Source organism: Sphingopyxis sp. L1A2A, assembly GCF_005502465.1.
In the GTDB taxonomy this organism is placed as follows: Bacteria; Pseudomonadota; Alphaproteobacteria; order Sphingomonadales; family Sphingomonadaceae; genus Sphingopyxis.
This window is the reverse complement of record NZ_SCOT01000028.1, coordinates 1-17,918: the sequence shown is the minus strand read 5'-3', so window position 1 is coordinate 17,918 and position 17,918 is coordinate 1. Positions and strand designations below refer to the sequence as shown.

Annotated in this window: 17 protein-coding genes; 16 read left to right on the top strand and 1 reads right to left on the bottom strand. The window is 66.5% G+C overall.

Features of this window, described 5'->3' with window-relative positions; all coding sequences use genetic code 11:
* Window positions 1-30: 30 nt before the first annotated feature.
* Genes fabD through FFS68_RS13785 form a run of 3 tightly spaced genes read left to right on the top strand, consistent with a single transcriptional unit; the run spans window position 31 to window position 2,308 of the window.
* The gene (fabD, locus tag FFS68_RS13795) at window positions 31-969 is read left to right on the top strand and encodes an ACP S-malonyltransferase (protein ID WP_137753776.1); all 939 of its coding nucleotides are present in this window, start codon (window positions 31-33) and stop codon (window positions 967-969) included.
* Window positions 970-993: 24 nt separating this feature from the next.
* Window positions 994-1,734, top strand: coding sequence for a 3-oxoacyl-[acyl-carrier-protein] reductase (fabG, locus tag FFS68_RS13790; protein ID WP_137753775.1), 741 nt, complete (start codon window positions 994-996; stop codon window positions 1,732-1,734).
* A 34-nt stretch (window positions 1,735-1,768) separates the two neighbouring features.
* Window positions 1,769-2,308: a hypothetical protein gene (locus FFS68_RS13785; protein ID WP_137753774.1), complete on the top strand. Its 540-nt coding sequence runs from the start codon at window positions 1,769-1,771 to the stop codon at window positions 2,306-2,308.
* 137 nt (window positions 2,309-2,445) lie between these two features.
* On the opposite strand, the gene FFS68_RS13780 is transcribed toward FFS68_RS13785, so the two are convergent.
* On the bottom strand, window positions 2,446-4,560 hold the full coding sequence (locus FFS68_RS13780; protein ID WP_137753773.1) for a TonB-dependent receptor: 2,115 nt from the start codon (window positions 4,558-4,560) through the stop codon (window positions 2,446-2,448).
* A 192-nt stretch (window positions 4,561-4,752) separates the two neighbouring features.
* On the opposite strand from FFS68_RS13780, the gene FFS68_RS13775 reads away from it, so the two are divergent.
* From FFS68_RS13775 to FFS68_RS13715, 13 genes are all read left to right on the top strand, one after another.
* Window positions 4,753-5,733 carry a cysteine synthase A gene (locus tag FFS68_RS13775; RefSeq protein ID WP_137753772.1) on the top strand — a complete coding sequence of 327 codons (981 nt, stop codon included), beginning with the start codon at window positions 4,753-4,755 and terminating at the stop codon, window positions 5,731-5,733.
* The gene (locus FFS68_RS13770) at window positions 5,730-6,110 is read left to right on the top strand and encodes a hypothetical protein (protein WP_249340162.1); all 381 of its coding nucleotides are present in this window, start codon (window positions 5,730-5,732) and stop codon (window positions 6,108-6,110) included. The genes FFS68_RS13775 and FFS68_RS13770 overlap by 4 nt, the downstream gene beginning before the upstream one ends.
* A 2-nt stretch (window positions 6,111-6,112) precedes the next feature.
* Entirely contained in the window at window positions 6,113-7,270 is a 1,158-nt protein-coding gene (locus FFS68_RS13765) for a hypothetical protein (RefSeq protein WP_137753795.1), read from the top strand.
* Window positions 7,271-7,542: 272 nt separating this feature from the next.
* Window positions 7,543-8,043: a division/cell wall cluster transcriptional repressor MraZ gene (locus FFS68_RS13760; RefSeq protein ID WP_137753771.1), complete on the top strand. Its 501-nt coding sequence runs from the start codon at window positions 7,543-7,545 to the stop codon at window positions 8,041-8,043.
* On the top strand, window positions 8,040-9,020 hold the full coding sequence (rsmH, locus tag FFS68_RS13755) for a 16S rRNA (cytosine(1402)-N(4))-methyltransferase RsmH (RefSeq protein WP_137753770.1): 981 nt from the start codon (window positions 8,040-8,042) through the stop codon (window positions 9,018-9,020). Before FFS68_RS13760 ends, rsmH begins: the two co-directional genes overlap by 4 nt.
* The gene (locus FFS68_RS13750) at window positions 9,020-9,607 is read left to right on the top strand and encodes a hypothetical protein (RefSeq protein WP_137753794.1); all 588 of its coding nucleotides are present in this window, start codon (window positions 9,020-9,022) and stop codon (window positions 9,605-9,607) included. The genes rsmH and FFS68_RS13750 overlap by 1 nt, the downstream gene beginning before the upstream one ends.
* A complete protein-coding gene (locus FFS68_RS13745; RefSeq protein ID WP_137753769.1) occupies window positions 9,604-11,298 on the top strand; it encodes a penicillin-binding protein 2 in 1,695 nt (564 codons plus the stop codon). Before FFS68_RS13750 ends, FFS68_RS13745 begins: the two co-directional genes overlap by 4 nt.
* A complete protein-coding gene (locus tag FFS68_RS13740; protein WP_137753768.1) occupies window positions 11,298-12,737 on the top strand; it encodes a UDP-N-acetylmuramoyl-L-alanyl-D-glutamate--2,6-diaminopimelate ligase in 1,440 nt (479 codons plus the stop codon). Before FFS68_RS13745 ends, FFS68_RS13740 begins: the two co-directional genes overlap by 1 nt.
* On the top strand, window positions 12,734-14,110 hold the full coding sequence (murF, locus tag FFS68_RS13735; protein ID WP_137753767.1) for a UDP-N-acetylmuramoyl-tripeptide--D-alanyl-D-alanine ligase: 1,377 nt from the start codon (window positions 12,734-12,736) through the stop codon (window positions 14,108-14,110). Before FFS68_RS13740 ends, murF begins: the two co-directional genes overlap by 4 nt.
* On the top strand, window positions 14,110-15,180 hold the full coding sequence (gene mraY, locus FFS68_RS13730; RefSeq protein WP_137753766.1) for a phospho-N-acetylmuramoyl-pentapeptide-transferase: 1,071 nt from the start codon (window positions 14,110-14,112) through the stop codon (window positions 15,178-15,180). The genes murF and mraY overlap by 1 nt, the downstream gene beginning before the upstream one ends.
* A complete protein-coding gene (murD, locus tag FFS68_RS13725; protein ID WP_137753765.1) occupies window positions 15,177-16,493 on the top strand; it encodes a UDP-N-acetylmuramoyl-L-alanine--D-glutamate ligase in 1,317 nt (438 codons plus the stop codon). Before mraY ends, murD begins: the two co-directional genes overlap by 4 nt.
* A gap of 17 nt (window positions 16,494-16,510) precedes the next feature.
* Complete coding sequence (locus FFS68_RS13720) at window positions 16,511-17,728, top strand: putative peptidoglycan glycosyltransferase FtsW (RefSeq protein WP_249340161.1); 1,218 nt, start codon at window positions 16,511-16,513, stop codon at window positions 17,726-17,728.
* The coding region (locus FFS68_RS13715) for a glycosyltransferase (protein ID WP_171003881.1) at window positions 17,725-17,918 on the top strand (194 nt) is incomplete at its 3' end. The genes FFS68_RS13720 and FFS68_RS13715, both read left to right, overlap by 4 nt.

Here is a 17,918-nt window from a genome sequence, read left to right as displayed (position 1 = left end):
GGCGAAATCGATAACGCTAGGGGACGCAATATGCGCGCATTCATCTTTCCGGGTCAGGGCAGCCAGGCGGTCGGCATGGGCAAGGCGCTGTCCGATGCGTCGCCGGTCGCGCGCGAGGTGTTTCAGGAGGTCGACGACGCACTGGGGCAAAAGCTGTTCCTGTTGATGACCGAAGGGCCGGAAGACCAGCTGGTGCTCACCGAAAATGCCCAGCCTGCGATCATGGCGAACGCGATCGCGACGTTCCGCGTGCTCGAACGCGAGGGCGGCGTGACGCTGGCGGCCAAGGCCGATTATGTCGCGGGCCACAGCCTGGGCGAATATAGCGCGCTGTGCGCCGCGGGCGCGTTCGACCTCGCTACCACGGCGCGGCTGCTCAAGACGCGCGGGCAGGCGATGCAGGCGGCGGTACCGGTCGGCATCGGCGCGATGGCCGCGCTGCTCGGCGCCGATATCGACACCGCGCAGAAGCTCGCCGATGCGGCGGCAGAGGGCGAGATCTGCACCGTCGCCAACGACAATGACCCGTCGCAGGTCGTGATCTCGGGCCACAAGGGCGCGGTCGAGCGCGCGGTGGCCTTGGTCAAAGACTATGGCATCAAGCGCGGCGTCTTGCTGCCGGTGTCAGCGCCCTTTCACTGTCCGCTGATGCAGCCCGCCGCCGATGCGATGGCCGAGGCACTGGGCGCCAGTCCGCCCGCCGCGCCGCTGATCCCCGTCGTCGCCAACGTGACCGCCAGCCCGGTGAGCGACGCCGACACGATCCGCGACCTGCTGGTGAGCCAGGTGACCGGCCGCGTCCGCTGGCGCGAAAGCGTTGGCGCGATGGAAGGCATTGGCGTCACCCATTTCGTCGAATTCGGCGGCAAGGTTCTCTCGCCAATGGTCAAGCGCAGCGCGAGCGGAGAGGTCGAGACGGTCAGCCTCATTTCGATGGATGACATCGAAGCCCTGCTCAAAACGCTCTAAGATATAGAATTCAGGAGACATAAAATGTTCGATCTTACCGGCATGACGGCCCTTGTTACCGGCGCTTCGGGCGGTATCGGGTCGGCCATCGCGCAGGCGCTCAGCGCGCAGGGCGCGCGGCTGGCGGTGTCGGGGTCCAACGCCGACAAGCTGAATGCCTTTCGGGACACGCTCGGCGGCGACCATGTCGCGCTGCCGTGCAACCTCGGCGATGCCGCCGCGGTCGATGCGCTCGTTCCCGCGGCGGTCGAGGCGCTCGGGCAGCTCGATATTCTGGTCAACAACGCCGGGGTGACGCGCGACAATCTGATCATGCGGATGAAGGACGAGGAGTGGATGGACGTCATCCGCATCAACCTGGAGGCCAATTTCCGCCTCGCCCGCGCTGCCGCCAAGCCGATGATGAAGGCGCGCTTTGGTCGCATCATTTCGATCACCAGCGTCGTCGGCGCGACTGGCAATCCGGGGCAGGCCAATTATGCGGCGTCCAAGGCCGGGGTCACCGGCATGACCAAGGCGCTGGCGCAAGAACTGGCGAGCCGCGGGGTCACCGCCAACTGCGTCGCGCCGGGCTTTATCGCGACCGCGATGACCGACGACCTGCCCGACGCGCAAAAGGATGCGCTCAACCAGCGGATTCCGGCGGGGCGGATGGGCGAGGGCAGCGATATTGCCGCGGCGGTCGTCTATCTGGCGTCGAAGGAAGCCGGATATGTCACCGGTCAGACATTGCATGTGAACGGCGGGATGGCCATGCTGTCCTGAGGGATCGCGTGACAGCGTTGAAGGGAATATCGGCATGTTGAAGAGTTTGATGGCAGGCGCCGCGCTGACGCTGGCGGCGCTGCCGATCATGGCCACGGCGCAGGAAGGCGCGAAATTCGATTGTGTCGTCGCGGCGGTCGCGGCCGACACCAAGGCGTCGATCGGCGCCGCAATGGCGGGCGCCGGCGACGATGCATCGCGCGATGCGCTGTTCAAACAGCTCTCGACGGTTACCGAGGACTGTGTGGCCAAGCATGGCATCGCCGACGCCCAAAAGGCCGCCTATTTCGATTATAGCCTCGCGCGCATTTCGCGCGAGTGGCTGGTCGGCGATATCGCCAAACTGAACCTGTCATCGGCGATCGTCGACAAGGCGCTCGACTTCGGCCCGGCAGGCGCCAACCCCGATCTGTCGAGCGACATGTCGGAGGACCAGATCATGAAAATCGTTCAGGCCTATATCGACAGCGGCGTCGACATCGAAAAGGTCGATACGACGGCGTGGGAAAAGGTCGGCGCCTATGCGGCGGCGACCTCGATTTACTGGAACAAGCGCAAGTTGTTGCCCTTCTGACGATCGATTGGAAAGATGCTTCCCCCTAGTTTCGTCATTGCGAGCGAAGCGAAGCAATCCAGAGCGGGCTTACGCCTACGCTGGATTGCCGCGTCGCTTCGCTCCTCGCAATGACGAGGCTGTTTTATGGTTGATGCTCAGAAACTCGCGCGCGCGGTAATCCGAATGTCGCGGCCGGTCAGCGGCACATAATCCTTGGTAAAGCTGGCGTGGCGCCGCGCTTCGACGTCGAAGATATTGTTCGCCGCCAGCGACAGCGTCAGATTTTTGGTGTCGGGCAGCGGCCGCCAGCTGATCGACGCATTGACCAGCGTAAAGCCCTTGGTGGTCGTTTCAAACGGCGCGACGCGGGTCTGGTCGTCGGTCCATTCGACCTCGGCGCGTGCGTCGATGCGTTCGCCCTGTGCTTCCAGCCCGCCCAGCACCCGCATCGCGGGGATGCGCGGGACGAACTGACCGCCCTTGATCTTGGCGCGTGTCATGTCGGCGGTGACATCGGCAACGATGTTGAAACCGCCGATCTGCGCCAGCCGCGCGCTCGCCTCGGCCTCGAAACCCCAGACGCGCGCATTGCGCTGGAAATATTGGAAGACGGGCAGCTCGTCCTCTTCGGCCCCGGTGGCGTTCGAGAAGATGAAATCGTCGAACCAGTTCGAATAGGCCGACAGGCTGAGGTTGAGCGCATCGGTCTTGAGCTTGAACGACGCCTCGGCGCCCCAGCTCGCTTCGCGCTTGAGGTTCGGGTCGCCGACCTCGAACGACTGGGTCGCGATGTGCGGGCCGTTCGAGAATAATTCTTCGGCCGACGGCGCGCGCACTGCGCGGGCCACGGACACCCCGAATTTCACCCCGTCGGCAATCTCGTAATTAGCGCCGAGCGCGCCCGAGAAGGTGTCAAAGCTGCGCGCGATGCCCAGCACGGGCGCTTTCACATTGGTGGCTTCATACCGCGCCGCGGCTTCGATCCCGAGCGAGCCCAGCGTCCATTCCTGCAAGGTAAACAGCGCGAATTGGTCGGTCAGGTTGCGCGGGACAAACGCTTCGGCGCCGACCGCGTCGAAATCGCGGTGGCTGAATTGCAGGCCGCTGGCGCCGCGCCAGCCGCCACGGTCATTCTGTGCAAGCTCAAGGCGGCCCTCGACGCCGGTGTTATAAAATATGGTGCCGACCTCGTCGCCCTCGAACTCGGTATGCTCATAATCGGCATAGCCGCCGCGCAGGCGGAGCTTGTCAAAGAAACCATCGCCCAGCTCGACTTCGCCGCGGACATCGGCGCGCCATTGCTTCAGGCCGATCGTGACCGGACCTTCGCCATGGTCATGGCCTTCTTCTTCTTCGCCTTCATCGTGATGCGCGGTGTTCGGGCGCGACGGCACGCCATAATTGCTGTCGAAATAGCTGAGCGAAACGCCCAGCTGGCCGCCCTCGTTGATCAGCGACAGGCCGCCCGCCGCGGTCCATGTTTCGCTGGCGGTGTTGGGAATCTTGCCGCGCCGGTTGGCATCGGCGGTCAGCTCGGCGGCTTCGTCCAGATGCCCGTCCTCGACTTCATGTTCGGCCAGATGGAGCAGGTCGCTGCGGATGCCGGGCGCATAGATGAACCCGCCGGCGCGTGCGTCGCCGGTCTTGCGCCAGCTGCCGTCGAGATGCGCGACGATCTGCGGGCTCAGCGCGACGTCGATCGAGCTGCCGATATTGCGGTCGTCGGCGGCGGTCGCATGGCCGCCGATCGCGTCGATATGGACATGATCGGTCGGCACCTTGCGCGGAATCCGGCGGTCGAACAGGTTGACCGCGCCGCCGATCGCCTGGCTGCCGAACAGCAACACCGCGGGGCCGCGCAGGATTTCGATGCGCTCGACGGTCAGCGGATCGATGGTCACCGCGTGGTCGGCGGAGGTATTCGACACGTCGATCGACCCGATCCCGTCGGTCAGGACGCGCACCCGCTCGCCCGAAAAACCGCGCAGCACCGGGCGCGAGGCGCCGGGGGCAAAGCTGGTCGCCGACACGCCCGCCTGGCGGGTCAGCGTGTCGCCGATCTGGCCGCGAATGTCGCGCGCCAGCTCGTCACCTTCGAGCACCGACACATTGCCAAGAATATCGAGGCTGCGGACATAGGGCGCGGTGACGATGATCGGATCGCCGGTGTGGACGTCGTCGTCGCTGCCTGCGGCGGTGCGGTCTTGCGCAAAAGCGGGGGCGGCGAGCAGCATGGCAAAGGTAAAACCGGCGGAGCAAAGCAAACGCATGAGGGGAGAGTCCTGTTCTATGGCGACCTATGCGGGCTCCAGTAATGATATACTGTTACAATGACAAGCCCTGCGCGTCATCTGGATCGTCGTTGGTCGGACAGCCATGGCGGTTGGTCGATAAAGGCCGATCTTCGCCCGGGCAAGCGAAGCTGTCTTGCGGGGCCGCGGGCGCGGCCTTAGATCGGGGGCATGACCATTGCTGCAAACAGCCTCGACCTGATCGGCAACACCCCGTTGGTGCTGCTCAAGGGGCCGAGCGAGGAAACCGGCTGCGAAATCTGGGGCAAGTGCGAATATGCCAACCCCGGCGGATCGGTAAAGGATCGCGCTGCGCTCTATATCGTCCGCGATGCCGAGGCGAACGGCACCCTGCGCCCTGGCGGCACGATCGTCGAGGGGACGGCGGGCAACACCGGCATCGGGCTGGCGCTGGTCGGCAATGCGCTGGGGTACAAGACAATCATCGTCATGCCCGACAACCAGAGCGCCGAGAAGATGGCGACGATCCGTGCGCTGGGCGCCGAGCTGGTGCTCGTGCCGCCCGCGCCCTTTGCCAACCCCGGCCATTTCGTCCACACCTCGCGCCGCATTGCTGAGGAAACCGACAATGCGGTCTGGGCCAACCAGTTCGACAATATCGCCAACCGCAAATCGCATGTGATGGGCACCGCGGAGGAAATCTGGGACCAGATGGACGGGCGGATCGATGGCTTCACCTGCGCCGCGGGGACCGGCGGTACGATCGCGGGAACCGGGCTTGGCCTGAAGGCGCATAATCCCGACATCGTGATTGCACTGACCGACCCGCATGGCGCGGGGCTGTATAATTATTATCAGTGCGGCGAGTTGAAAGCCGAAGGCACCAGCGTCGCCGAGGGAATCGGCCAGAACCGCATCACCGCCAATCTGGACGGCGCGCCGATCGATACCCAGTTTCGCGTCTCGGATGCCGAGGGGCTGGCGGTGGTGCGCCGCTTGCTCGACGACGAAGGACTGTGCCTGGGGCTGTCGTCGGGGATCAACGTCGCCGGGGCGATGGCGCTGGCGCGGCAATTGGGGCCGGGCAAACGCATCGCAACCATCTTGTGCGACAGCGGGTTCCGCTATCTGTCGACGCTTTACAACCCCGAATGGTTGGCGAGCAAAGGCCTGACGGAGACGGCAGCATGAACCAAATCCGGACCGACAAGCAGCTGGCGCCGCCGCCGATAGTGCCGGCGCCGGTCAACGACACGATGCGGCGGCTGCAGATCGGCATCGCCGGGGTGCTGACGGTGCTGCTGCTCGTCGGCATGGCGGGGCTGATCGGCGATCGCGCACGCGAAAATGTCGAGAGCGACGCGGCGACGTCGGCCGAGGTCAAGATGCCCGGCGATGAAGCCCAGACGGGCGGCGCCCCTCTGGAAGAGCTGGGGGTCCAACCGGTGTCGAAGGACGAGAATGAAGCGACACCGGTAAAGGTGCCGCAGGCGGCGCCCTCGCCCGCGACCGTTCCCGACCTTGAGCCCGATCCCGAATTGCAGCGCGCGCGCAAATCGGCACCGTGAGCATGGTGCCGCGCCGCGCGGCGGTGCGTGCGGTCTCGATTGCAGCGTTGACGATCATGCTGGCGTGGATCGGCGGCGGGCAGGCGTGGCTCGGCCGGATCGATCCCGCACTGGCGCTACCGATCCTCGCGCTGCCGATGTTGCTGCTTGCCGTCTGGCATCGCGGCGAGGCGGCGGCACTGCGATGGCGCACGCTGGTCGCCGCGCTGGTCGCTCTGGCGGTGATGCAAGCCCTGCTCGGGCTGATGCTGGCAGGATCGGCGGCATGGCTTCAACTGGCGCTGGTCATCGCGGCCGGGGCGGCGGCGGGGTTCGTCGCCGACCGGGTGGTGCAATGGCGACGGCAAAGGTCGTTGCTGCCCTGGCTTGCCGGGATGGCGCTGGTGATCGGCGGCTTTGCCGCCGGGCATCTGCTGCTCGCCGGTCTCTATCGGCCCGCGGCTGCTCTCGTTGGCACCCGGGCGGCGACGATGCTGACCGGCCTGCCGCTGCGCTGGTCGGGCAGCGGCGACATCGCCGCGATCATCGCCAACGGGGCGGGGGACGACCCGGCGCTCGTCCGGCTGGAGGCCATGGGGCCGCTATCGCTGGTCGACAGCATCGTTGATCCGGTGCCGCCGCCGGGTGGCGCGCTGCTGATCGCGCACCCGCGCGCGCTGGCGCCACAGGAACTGGTGGCGATCGACGCCTTCGTCCGCGGCGGCGGCAAGGCGGTGGTGCTGGCCGACGCGCTGTCGGGCTGGCCCGCGCGCCATCCGCTCGGCGACCCGCGCAATCCGCCGGTCACCAGCCTGCTCACCCCGCTGCTGGGTCATTGGGGGGTGACGCTGGGCGCCGCGCCGAACGATGACGATGGCGTGCAATCGATCGATATTGACGGCGCGCGGCTGCGCCTGGCGAGCGCAGGGGCGTTCGAGCGGCTGCCGCTGACATGCCGCACCTTCGCCGACCGCCGCATCGCGCGCTGCCCGATCGGTGCCGGGGAGGCGTGGCTGGTGGGCGACGCCGACCTGTTGTTTGCGCCCTTATGGTCGCCGCTGGTGCCCGGCGCAGCGCATCTGCGGCGCGCCGATACGATCGAATGGCTGGCGGCGCGGCTGTGGCCCGGCGCCGGAGTCGCGGTGTTCCAGCCGCTGTGGATTCGCGCCCGCGCCGGTTGAGGCCCCCATTTCGTCCCATTTTGCTCCGATCAGGTTGCGTCTTGCGACTGCGCCGACCCATGCGCGCCGCATTCCGACCGCCTATTTGCGCGTTTTGTGGCAAATAGGGGTTAGATTCCCTATTTTGCCCTAAATTTCCCCTTTTCACCCCGATCTATAGTTGATAGTCAGGAATCGGAGAGGGGCAATCTCCGCCGACACCGAACCAGCTGGAATCAGGCGATTCCGGGGTCGGGAAAGTATTGCCCGGTGGCGCATAGGGGGGCAGAGCGATGGCGATTGTGACGCCCGGCCAATATGCGGGTACCAGCTTCGCCGCGATCGATGGCAAGGGGCGGATCGCCGTCCCCTCTCAGTTCCGCAACAATGTGCCCCTCACTGCGGACGGCCAGCGCGTGCTTTGGGTCGGCTTCCACGAAAAGCTGCCCTGCCTCGTCGCCTATGGCCATGATCAATACGACCGGCTGAACGGCGAGATCGAACGTGATCGCGACACCGCGCGGTCGCGCAACCTCGATTTCGACGAAGATGCCGAGTTCAAAAAACGCTTCAGTTACACCGATGCCTATGCGCTCGACGACAGCGGTCGCTTCCTGCCCGGTTTCACCCACCGCGACCGGGTCGGCGATGCCGGGGCGACCGCCTTTGTCGGATCGGGTCGCCGCTTTGAAATCTGGTGGCTGCCGACGCTCGCCGAATGTGCCGACGCCGATCCGGTGTTGCAGCGGCTCGCCGCCGCCTGGGATGCGACCAAAGGGAAGGGGCGCAAATGAGCGACCCGTCTCGCGACCCGCGCCATGACCCCGTCCTGCGCGAGGAAGTGATCGCCGCGCTCGCCATCGCCCCGGGTGAGCGGCATGTCGATGCGACCTTTGGCGCCGGTGGCTATACCCGCGCGATGCTCGCCGCGGGCGCCGACGTCGTCGCCTGCGACCGCGACCCCGACGCGATTGCGGGCGGGCAGGCGCTGGTCGCCGCGGCCGAGGGCAAGCTGACGTTGATCCACGGTCGTTTCGGCGAAATCGACCGGCTGCTTGCCGAGCGCGGCATCGACGCGGTCGACGGCATCACCTTCGACATCGGGGTGTCGTCGATGCAGCTCGACCAGGGCGACCGCGGCTTTTCCTTCCAAAAGGACGGCCCGCTCGACATGCGGATGGCGCAGGACGGCGAAAGCGCCGCCGAGTGGCTGAACCGCGCCGACGAGACCGAGATCGCCGACGTGCTGTTCCATTATGGTGACGAGCGCCAGTCGCGCCGCGTCGCGCGCGCGATCGTCGCCGCCCGGCCGCTCAGCCGCACCGCCGAACTGGCGACCGTGATCCGCAAGGCGCTGCGCCACCCGCCCGGCGCGCCGAAGGATCCGTCGACCAAGAGTTTCCAGGCGATCCGCATCCACATCAATTCCGAACTCGACGAGTTGGTCGCCGGCTTGGCCGCTGCGGAACGCATTTTGCGTCCCGGCGGCCGGCTTGCGGTGGTCAGCTTTCACAGCACCGAGGACCGCATCGTGAAGAATTTCCTGCGCGAGCGCAGCGGCGGCGACGCTGGCGGGTCGCGCCATCGTCCGGCCGCTGCGGTCGCCGCGCACGCCCCGTCATTTCAGACCCCGGCGCGCAAGGTGCGGCCGGGCAAGGCCGAAGAGGCACGCAACCCGCGCGCCCGGTCGGCAACGCTGCGCAGCGCGGTGCGCACCGCAGCCCCGGCCTGGCCGGGTCAACCCAATATGAAGGAGGCGATCTCATGCTGATGGCGGCGCGCAAACTTCAGGGCATCGGGCTGGTCCTGCTCGTGCTCATCTTCGCAATGATGCTCTATCCGGTGTCGCTGAAGGTCGCGGCGACGCGCAGCGAACTGACGCGCATCGAAAAGCAGATCGAACGCAGCCGCGACAATATCCGCTACCTCGAATCCGAACTCGCGGTGCGCGCCTCCATGCGCCAGCTTGAGCAGTGGAATGCCGACACCTTCGGCTATTCGGCGCCCGCCGCCGACCAGTATCTGGCCAGCGAGCGCCAACTGGCCTCGCTCGACCGGCTGCCGCGCGCACGCGGCGCCAACGAGGTCGCGCCGGTGCTGATGGCGATGGTGTCGCCGGTCGCAGTGCCCGCTGCGCCCAAGGAAAGCCCGGTCGCCAGCCAGCCCGCGGCGGCTAAGCCGGTCGTGCTGGCGCAGGCCGAGACGGGGATCCGCAGCGATACCGCGCCGCGGATGGCACCGACACGCCGCCGCGAACAGCTCAAGATGATCGAGGACCAGTTGCTCGCCGAATCGACGCTCGCCGATCTGAAGCGCGCCGCCGCCGCCGAAGCCGCAGGAGGGAAGCCCGCCCGATGAACACGCTGGTCGTCCGTCCGACCCGGGTGCGTACCGCTGGGGTGCGGCAGCAAATCTTGCTGACCGCGCAGCAGCGTCTGATGATCCTGATGCTGCTGTTCATGGCGGCATTTTTTCTGGTGTCGATGCGGCTGCTCTATTTCGCGATGTTCGATACCGCATCGCGCAATGGGTCGGCATCGACCGCCTTCCTGCCGGCGCGCGCCGACATCGTCGATCGCAACGGCATCCCGCTGGCGCGGACGATCGATGGCTATTCGATCCGTGTCGTTCCGGCCAAGCTGCTCAACAACCGCCAATATCTGGCCGACGAGCTGCACAAGATCTTCCCCGACATGTCGCGCGCCGAGCTGCTGGCCAAGGTCAGCGGACCGCGCCCAACCTATATCCGCCGCCGCGCGCTGCCCGATCAGGTCGCGGCGGTGAACGCGATCGGCGACGTGGGGTTCGATTTTCCGCGCGAAAAGGAACGGCTGTATCCGCAGCTGTCGCTGGCCGCGCATGTGCTGGGCTTCACCGACGCGGCGGGGCATGGCGTCACCGGCGCCGAGGGCGCGTTCGACAGCCGCCTGATCGACAAGGCGACGCGCGGCGAACCGCTGGCGCTGTCGATCGACGCGCGGGTGCAGGGGGTGCTCGAAAGCGAATTGGGTTCCGCGGTCGCCAACCTGGAGGCCATCGGCGGCGCGGGGATCATCCTCGACGTCCACACCGGCGAAATCGCGGCGATGACGTCGCTGCCGACCTATAATCCCAACAAGCTGGTGCCCGAAAATATGGCGGCGCGGCGCAATGCGGTGACGCATAATCTGTACGAGCTCGGTTCGACCTTCAAGCCGCTGACGGTGGCCGCCGCGATCGATGCGGGAACGGTCACCAGCATGGCGCGCCGCTATGACGCAACGGCGCCGCTGGCGATCGCGGGCTTTCGCATCCGCGACAGCCATCCGTCGAACCGCTGGCTGAACGTCCCCGAAACGCTGATCCACAGCTCGAACATCACCACCGCGCGCATTTCGGACGAACTCGGCCGCGAGAAGATGGAGGCGATGTTCCGCAGTCTGGAATTCGACGACCGGCCGCAGATCGACCTGAAAGAGCGTGCCTTTCCGCTATGGCCCAAGCATTGGGGGCGGCTGACCACGATGACCACCGGCTATGGCCATGGCATTGCCGTCACCCCGCTGCATCTTGCCAGCGCCTATGCCGCGCTGGTCAACGGCGGCATCTATCGCCCCGCAACGATCACCAAGCTGGGCGACCAGGCACCGCCGAAGGGCCGCCGCGTGTTCAAGGCTGCGACCAGCGCGCGGATGCGCCAGTTGCTGCGCCTGATCGTGTCCGATGGCACCGGCAAGCAGGCCGAAGCGCCGGGGTTCCGCGTCGGCGGCAAGACCGGCAGCGCCGAAAAGCCGGGCGCCGGTGGTTATCGCCGCAGCTCGGTCGTCGCGACCTTTGCCGCCGCCTTCCCGATGGACAATCCGCGCTACGTCGTGCTGGTGATGATCGACGAGCCAAAGGGCAATGCCTTCAGCTCGGGCCAGCGCACCGCCGGCTGGACCGCGGCGCCGGTCGTCCGCAAGGTGGTGACCCGCGCCGGTCCGATGCTCGGCGTCTTCCCCGACGAAAGCCGTGACGTCGACGTCTCCGAACTCACCCCGCTGCTGTGGAGAAACGGGGAAGACGAATAATGCGTCTGTCCGCGCTGACTGGCGATCAAGGGGGTGCGGGCACCGACCCGGTCGTCACCGGCCTCGCCATCGACCATCGCAAAGTGGCGCCGGGGACGATCTTTGGCGCCTTTGTCGGCGAAAAATTCAACGGCGAGGATTTTATTCCCGCGGCGATCGCAGCCGGGGCGATTGCGGTGGTCGCGCGGCCCGAGGCGCCGGTTGCTGGCGCGGTGCATGTCGCCGACAACAATCCGCGCCGCGCCTTTGCCCATATCGCAGCGCGCTTTTTCCACCGCTTTCCCGCGACCTGCGTCGCGGTGACCGGGACCAACGGCAAAACCTCGACGGTCGAAATGACGCGCCAGCTGTGGCGGATGGCGGGGTTTCACGCGGCGTCGATCGGCACCCTCGGCATCACGACGTCGAACGACAGCGCCTCGACCGGGCTGACGACGCCCGACATCGTGACCTTCCTCAGCAATATGTCGGGGCTGGCGACCGAAGGCGTCAGTCACGCGGCGTTCGAGGCGTCGAGCCACGGCCTCGATCAATATCGCACCGAAGGCCTGCCGGTAAAGGCGGCGGCGTTCACCAACCTCAGCCACGATCATCTCGACTATCATGGCACGATGGAGGTGTATCTTGCAGCCAAGCTGCGGTTGTTTACCGAAGTGGTCGACGCGGGCGGCACGGCGGTGGTGTGGAACGACGACGCCTATTCGTCCGCCGTGGTCGAAGCAGCGCGCGCGCGCGGCGTCCGGCTGCTGACCGTTGGTGCGGCGGGCGCCGACCTGCGGCTCATCTCACGCGAACCCACCCAACTTGGCCAGTCGCTGGTCATCGGGGCGGGCGATTTGACTCAGAAGGTCGATCTGCCGCTGATCGGCGCCTATCAGGTCGCCAATGCGCTGGTATCGGCGGGGCTGGTCATCGCGACCGGCGGCGATGTCGGGCAAACGCTGGGCAATCTGGCGCGGCTCCAGCCGGTGCGCGGGCGGCTCGAACGCGCCGCGATCACCCAGGCGGGGGCGCCGGTCTATGTCGATTATGCGCACACTCCTGATGCGATCGAAGCCGCGCTCTCTGCGCTGCGCCCGCATGCGAGCGGGCGGCTGATCCTGGTGTTCGGCGCCGGCGGCGACCGCGATCAGGCAAAGCGACCCGAGATGGGCCGCGTCGCGACCGCGAAAGCCGATGTTTTGATCATCACCGATGACAATCCGCGCGGCGAAGATCCCGCGGTCATCCGCGCCGCGATCGCTGCGGGCGCGCCGACCGCGCAGGTCATCGGCGACCGCCGCGCCGCGATTTCCGCCGCGATTGCCGCGGCGCGCGCCGACGACATCATCTGCATCGCGGGCAAGGGGCATGAACAGGGACAAATCGTCGGCGCGGGTGCCGATCTGCGCGTCATTCCTTTTGACGACGTCGCGGTTGCGCGCGAGTGTGCGGCATGAACCCGCTCTGGACCGCGCGCGCCATCGCCATCGCGACCGGCGGCGCCGCGAGCGCCGATTTCACCGCGCACGGCGTCGCCTTTGATTCGCGCGAGGTCACCACCGGCGACCTGTTCGTCGCGATGCGCGGCGAGGCGACCGACGGGCACAAGTTCATCGACAAGGCGATTGCCGCGGGGGCGGCGGGGATCGTCTGCGAAACCGCGATCGACCATCCGCATGTCCGCGTCGCCGACAGCGCCGCGGCGCTGAACGCGCTTGGCACCGCGTCGCGCGCGCGCAGCCATGGCCGGATCATCGGGGTGACCGGGTCGGCGGGCAAGACCGGCACCAAGGAAGCGCTGTTCGCGGCGCTCGACCGTTTTCGGCCGGGCCGCGCGCACCGCTCGGTCAAAAGCTACAACAACCATGTCGGGGTGCCGCTCAGCCTGGCGCGGATGCCCTCGACCGCCGATTTCGGCGTTTTCGAGATGGGAATGAACCATGCGGGCGAACTTGCCGCGCTGACCCGCATGGTGCGCCCGCATGTCGCCATCGTCACCACCATCGCCCCGGCGCATATGGAATTTTTCGGCAGCGAAGAAGCAATCGCCGACGCGAAGGGCGAGATTTTCGAGGGGCTGGAACCCGGCGGTACCGCGATCGTCCCATTCGACAGCCCGCATTATGCACGGCTGCGCGCCAAGGCCGAACAACACGCCGCGCATGTCGTCAGCTTTGGTCTTGGCGCCGAAGCCGACGTTCGCGCGGTCGACTGGCTGCCCGACGGGCAGGGCGGTTCGCTCGTCACCGCGCAGGTGCAGGAATCGCTGCTGTGCTTCACCATCGCGCAGGCCGGGGTGCATTGGGTGTCCAATGCGCTCGCGGTGCTGGCGGCGGTCAAGGCGGTCGGCGGCGATCTGCCCGCGGCGGGGCTGGCCTTTGCCGAAATGGCGGGGCTCGCCGGGCGCGGCGCGCGCCACCGCGTGCCGCTGAGCGGCGGGCATATCCTGCTGATTGACGAAAGCTATAACGCCAACCCGGCGTCGATGGTCGCGACGATCGAGCAGCTCGGCAGCGAATCCGGTGATCGCCGGATCGCGATTCTCGGCGCCATGAAAGAGCTGGGGCGGGGCGGTGAGGCCTATCACGCCGACCTCGCGGCTCCGCTCGTCGCAGCCGGGGTGCAATTCGCCCTGCTTGTCGGCGAAGAGATGGCGCCGCTCGCCAAAGCACTTGAGGGTCGCATCGATTTCGAGCATGTCGCCGCCCACTCTGCCGCCAAGGCGCGGCTGGGCGCCTTGATCCGCCCCGGCGATACGGTGCTGATCAAGGGGTCGAACAGCGTCGGCCTGTCGCATCTGGTGACCGCGCTGACCAACGGGGATTTTTGATGTTATATTGGCTGGCGGAATGGCTGGGCTTTCCGGGGGTTCTGAACCTCATTCGCTATTTGAGCTTCCGCTCGGGCGCCGCGGTCGCAACGGCGCTGATCATCGGGCTGTGGATCGGGCCGCGCTTCATCCTGATGCTGCGGATGCGGCAGGGGAAAGGGCAACCGATCCGCGAGGACGGGCCGCAAAGCCACCTCGCCAAAAAGGGTACGCCGACGATGGGCGGGCTGATGATCCTCATCTCGCTGATGATCTCCGCCCTGCTGTGGATGGACCTGTCGAACCGCTTCGTGTGGGCGTGCATTTTCGTGACCGGCGGGTTCGCCGCGGTCGGTTTTCTCGACGATCTCGACAAGGTGACCAAGGCCAGCCACCGCGGAATTCCGGGCCGCGTGCGGCTGCTGATCGAGTTTCTGATCGCCGGGGTGGCGGTGTTCCTGATCGTGTCGCGCACCGGCACCGACCTGTATCTGCCGTTTTTCAGCGGCATCGTGCTCGAACTTGGGCCGCTCTATTATGTCTTTGCGATGATATTGATCGTCGGCTTTGGCAATGCGGTGAACCTGACCGACGGGCTCGATGGGCTCGCGACCTTCCCGGTGATCATCGCCAGCCTGACCTTCCTGGTCATCGTGTATCTGTCGGGCAATGTGAAATTCGCTGGTTATCTGGGCATTCCGCATGTTTCGGGCGCAGGCGAACTCGCGGTATTCGCCGCCGCGATCATCGGTGCCTGCCTGGCGTTTCTGTGGTTCAATGCGCCGCCCGCGGCGGTGTTCATGGGCGACACCGGCAGCCTTGCGCTCGGCGGCGCGCTCGCGACGATCGCGGTGACCGCGCAGCATGAACTGGTGCTGGTGCTCGTCGGCGGGCTGTTCGTGGTCGAAGCCTTGTCGGTGATCATCCAGGTGTTCTGGTACAAGCGCACCGGCAAGCGGGTGTTCCGCATGGCGCCGATCCACCATCATTTCGAACAATTGGGCTGGCCCGAATCGACCGTCGTCATCCGTTTCTGGATCGTGTCGATCGTCCTTGCGCTCGCGGGACTCGCGACCTTGAAACTGCGGTGATTACCTCGCGCGCCTTTGCCGGTCGCCGCTATGCGGTGCTGGGGCTGGCGCGCTCGGGGCTGGCGACGGTCGAGGCGCTCGTCGCCAGCGGCGCCGGGGTCACCGCATGGGACGACCGTGAAGAAGCGCGCGACGATGCGATGGCGCTGGGCGCCGACATCGGCAACCCGCTCGAAATCGACCTGATCGGTTTTGCCGGGGTCGTCGTGTCGCCCGGCGTGCCGCTCAACCGCCACCCGATCGCGGCGCATGCGCGCGAGGCGCATGTCCCGGTGATCGGCGACGTCGAACTGTTTGCTGAGGCGCGCGGCGACCTGCCGCCGCACCGGGTCGTCGGCATTACCGGCACCAACGGCAAGTCGACCGTCACCGCGCTGATCCACCATGTGCTGGAAAGCGCCGGGGTGCCGTCGCTGATGGGCGGCAATATCGGGCTGCCGATCCTGTCGCGCGATGCGTTGGCCCCAAATGAAAATGGCGCCGGGGTCTATGTGCTCGAACTGTCAAGCTACCAGATCGACCTGTCGCACAGCCTGGCGTGCGACGTCGCGGTGCTGACCAATCTCAGCCCCGATCACCTCGACCGCTATGACGGCTTCACCGGTTATGCGGCGTCGAAGGCGCGGTTGTTCGGACTGCAACACCGCGATCAGGTCGCGATCGTTGCGGTCGATGACGATCCATCGAAGATGATCGCGAGCCGGATCAACCATCGGCTGCACCGCGTGTCGGGCAAGGACATCGATCCGGTCGACCAGCACCGCTGGTCCGCGCTGCAAGGCCCGCACAACGCGCAGAATGCCGTCTGCGCCATCGCCGTGTGCCGCGTGTTGGGGTTGAACGACGAAGCGATCGAACGCGGCCTGGCGACCTATACATCGCTGCCGCATCGTATGGAATTGGTCGGCGAAGTCGGGGGGGTCCGCTGGTTCAATGACAGCAAGGCTACCAACGCGGCTTCCGCTGCACCGGCGCTGGCGGCGTTTCCGCCGGCGCCGGACCAGCGTTTGCACTGGATTGCCGGGGGGCAGGCCAAGGGCGACGGGCTGGCGGCATGCCGCCCGTGGTTCGGGCATGTGAAGCAAGCCTATCTGATCGGCGCCGCGATGGAGGGTTTTGCGACCGAGATCGGCGACGCGGTTCCGGTCGATCGCTCCGGCGACATGGCGACTGCGGTTGCGCACGCGGCCGCGGCGGCAAGGCCCGGCGACATCGTCCTGCTCTCGCCCGCCTGCGCGTCGTTCGACCAGTTCAGGGATTATGAGCAGCGCGGCGATGTTTTTCGCGGACTTGTCGCGGCGCTTGGGGCATGAGCGGGGGAATGGACAATATGGACGCCACGACCGAACGGCCGGTGATCGCGGCGACGCGCACCGTCAAGCGCCGCGGCCCGCGCCTCAGCCGCGCCGACCGCACCCCGCTGGGCCTGTGGTTCTGGGAAATCGACCGCGTCCTGCTGCTGCTTGTGTCGATGCTGGTCGCGATCGGGCTGGTCGCGGTCGCCGCGGCGTCGCCGGTCGCGGCACAGAAACTGTCGACCAGCACGGCGTCGCTCGATCCGCTTTATTATTTCTATCGCCAGCTGATGTGGGTGATCGTCGGGGTGCCGGTGATGCTGGGCGTATCGATGCTGCCCAAGGCGCAGGCGCGGCGTTTTGCGATTTACGGCACGATCACCTTTCTGGTCCTGCTGTTCCTCGTGCCACTGTTCGGCACCACGGTGAACGGCGCGCAGCGCTGGATCGGCAGCGGCATTTTCCGGTTGCAACCGTCGGAGTTCCTCAAACCCTTCTTTGCGGTGTCGCTGGCGTGGATACTGTCGCTGCGGCTGCACGACCAGAGTCTGCCCGTCGTGCCGCTCAGCTTTGTGCTGACCGGGGTGATCGCGATGCTGCTGATGGGCCAGCCCGATCTGGGGCAGACGGTCATCTTTGCCGCGACCTGGCTGGTGCTTGTGCTGGTCGCCGGACTGTCGATGCGGATCATGGGGATGCTGGCGGCAACCGGGGTCGTCGGCATCATCCTCGCCTATTTCTTTTACCCCGTGGCGCAGCAGCGCATCAACATCTGGCTGTTTGCCGAGGGCGACAGTTTCCAGGTCGACAAGGCGCATGCGACGCTGACCGCGGGCGGACTGATCGGCACCGGACCGGGCGCGGGGCTAGCGAAATTCCAGCTGCCCGAGGCGCACACCGATTATATCTTTTCGGTGATCGGTGAAGAATTCGGGATGATCGCGTGCATCGCGATCGCAATCCTCTACCTCGCCATCATCGTCCGAGTGCTGGTGCGCCTGCTCGACGAGGAGGACAGTTTCCTGATCCTCGCGGTCGCAGCGCTGATCGCGCAGTTCGGCGGCCAGGCGGTGATCAATATGGCGGTGAACACCCAGATATTTCCGTCAAAGGGCATGACCTTGCCGTTCATCAGCTATGGCGGATCGTCGTTCATCGCGCTGTCGATCGGCATGGGTTTGCTCTTGTCGCTGACCCGCCGAAACCCCTATGCGGCGCGGGTGTCGATGACCCGCAACTGGAACAAGAAATGACTGCAACGCGCCACTATCTGCTCGCCGCCGGTGGGACGGGGGGCCATATGCTGCCCGCTTACGCCCTCGCTGGCGAGCTGATTGCGCGCGGCCACCGCGCGGCGCTGGTCAGCGACGACCGCGGCCTCCGGATTCCGGGCGCGCCCGCCGAACTCGAAACGCATGTGCTGCCCGCCGGGCGGGTTGCGGG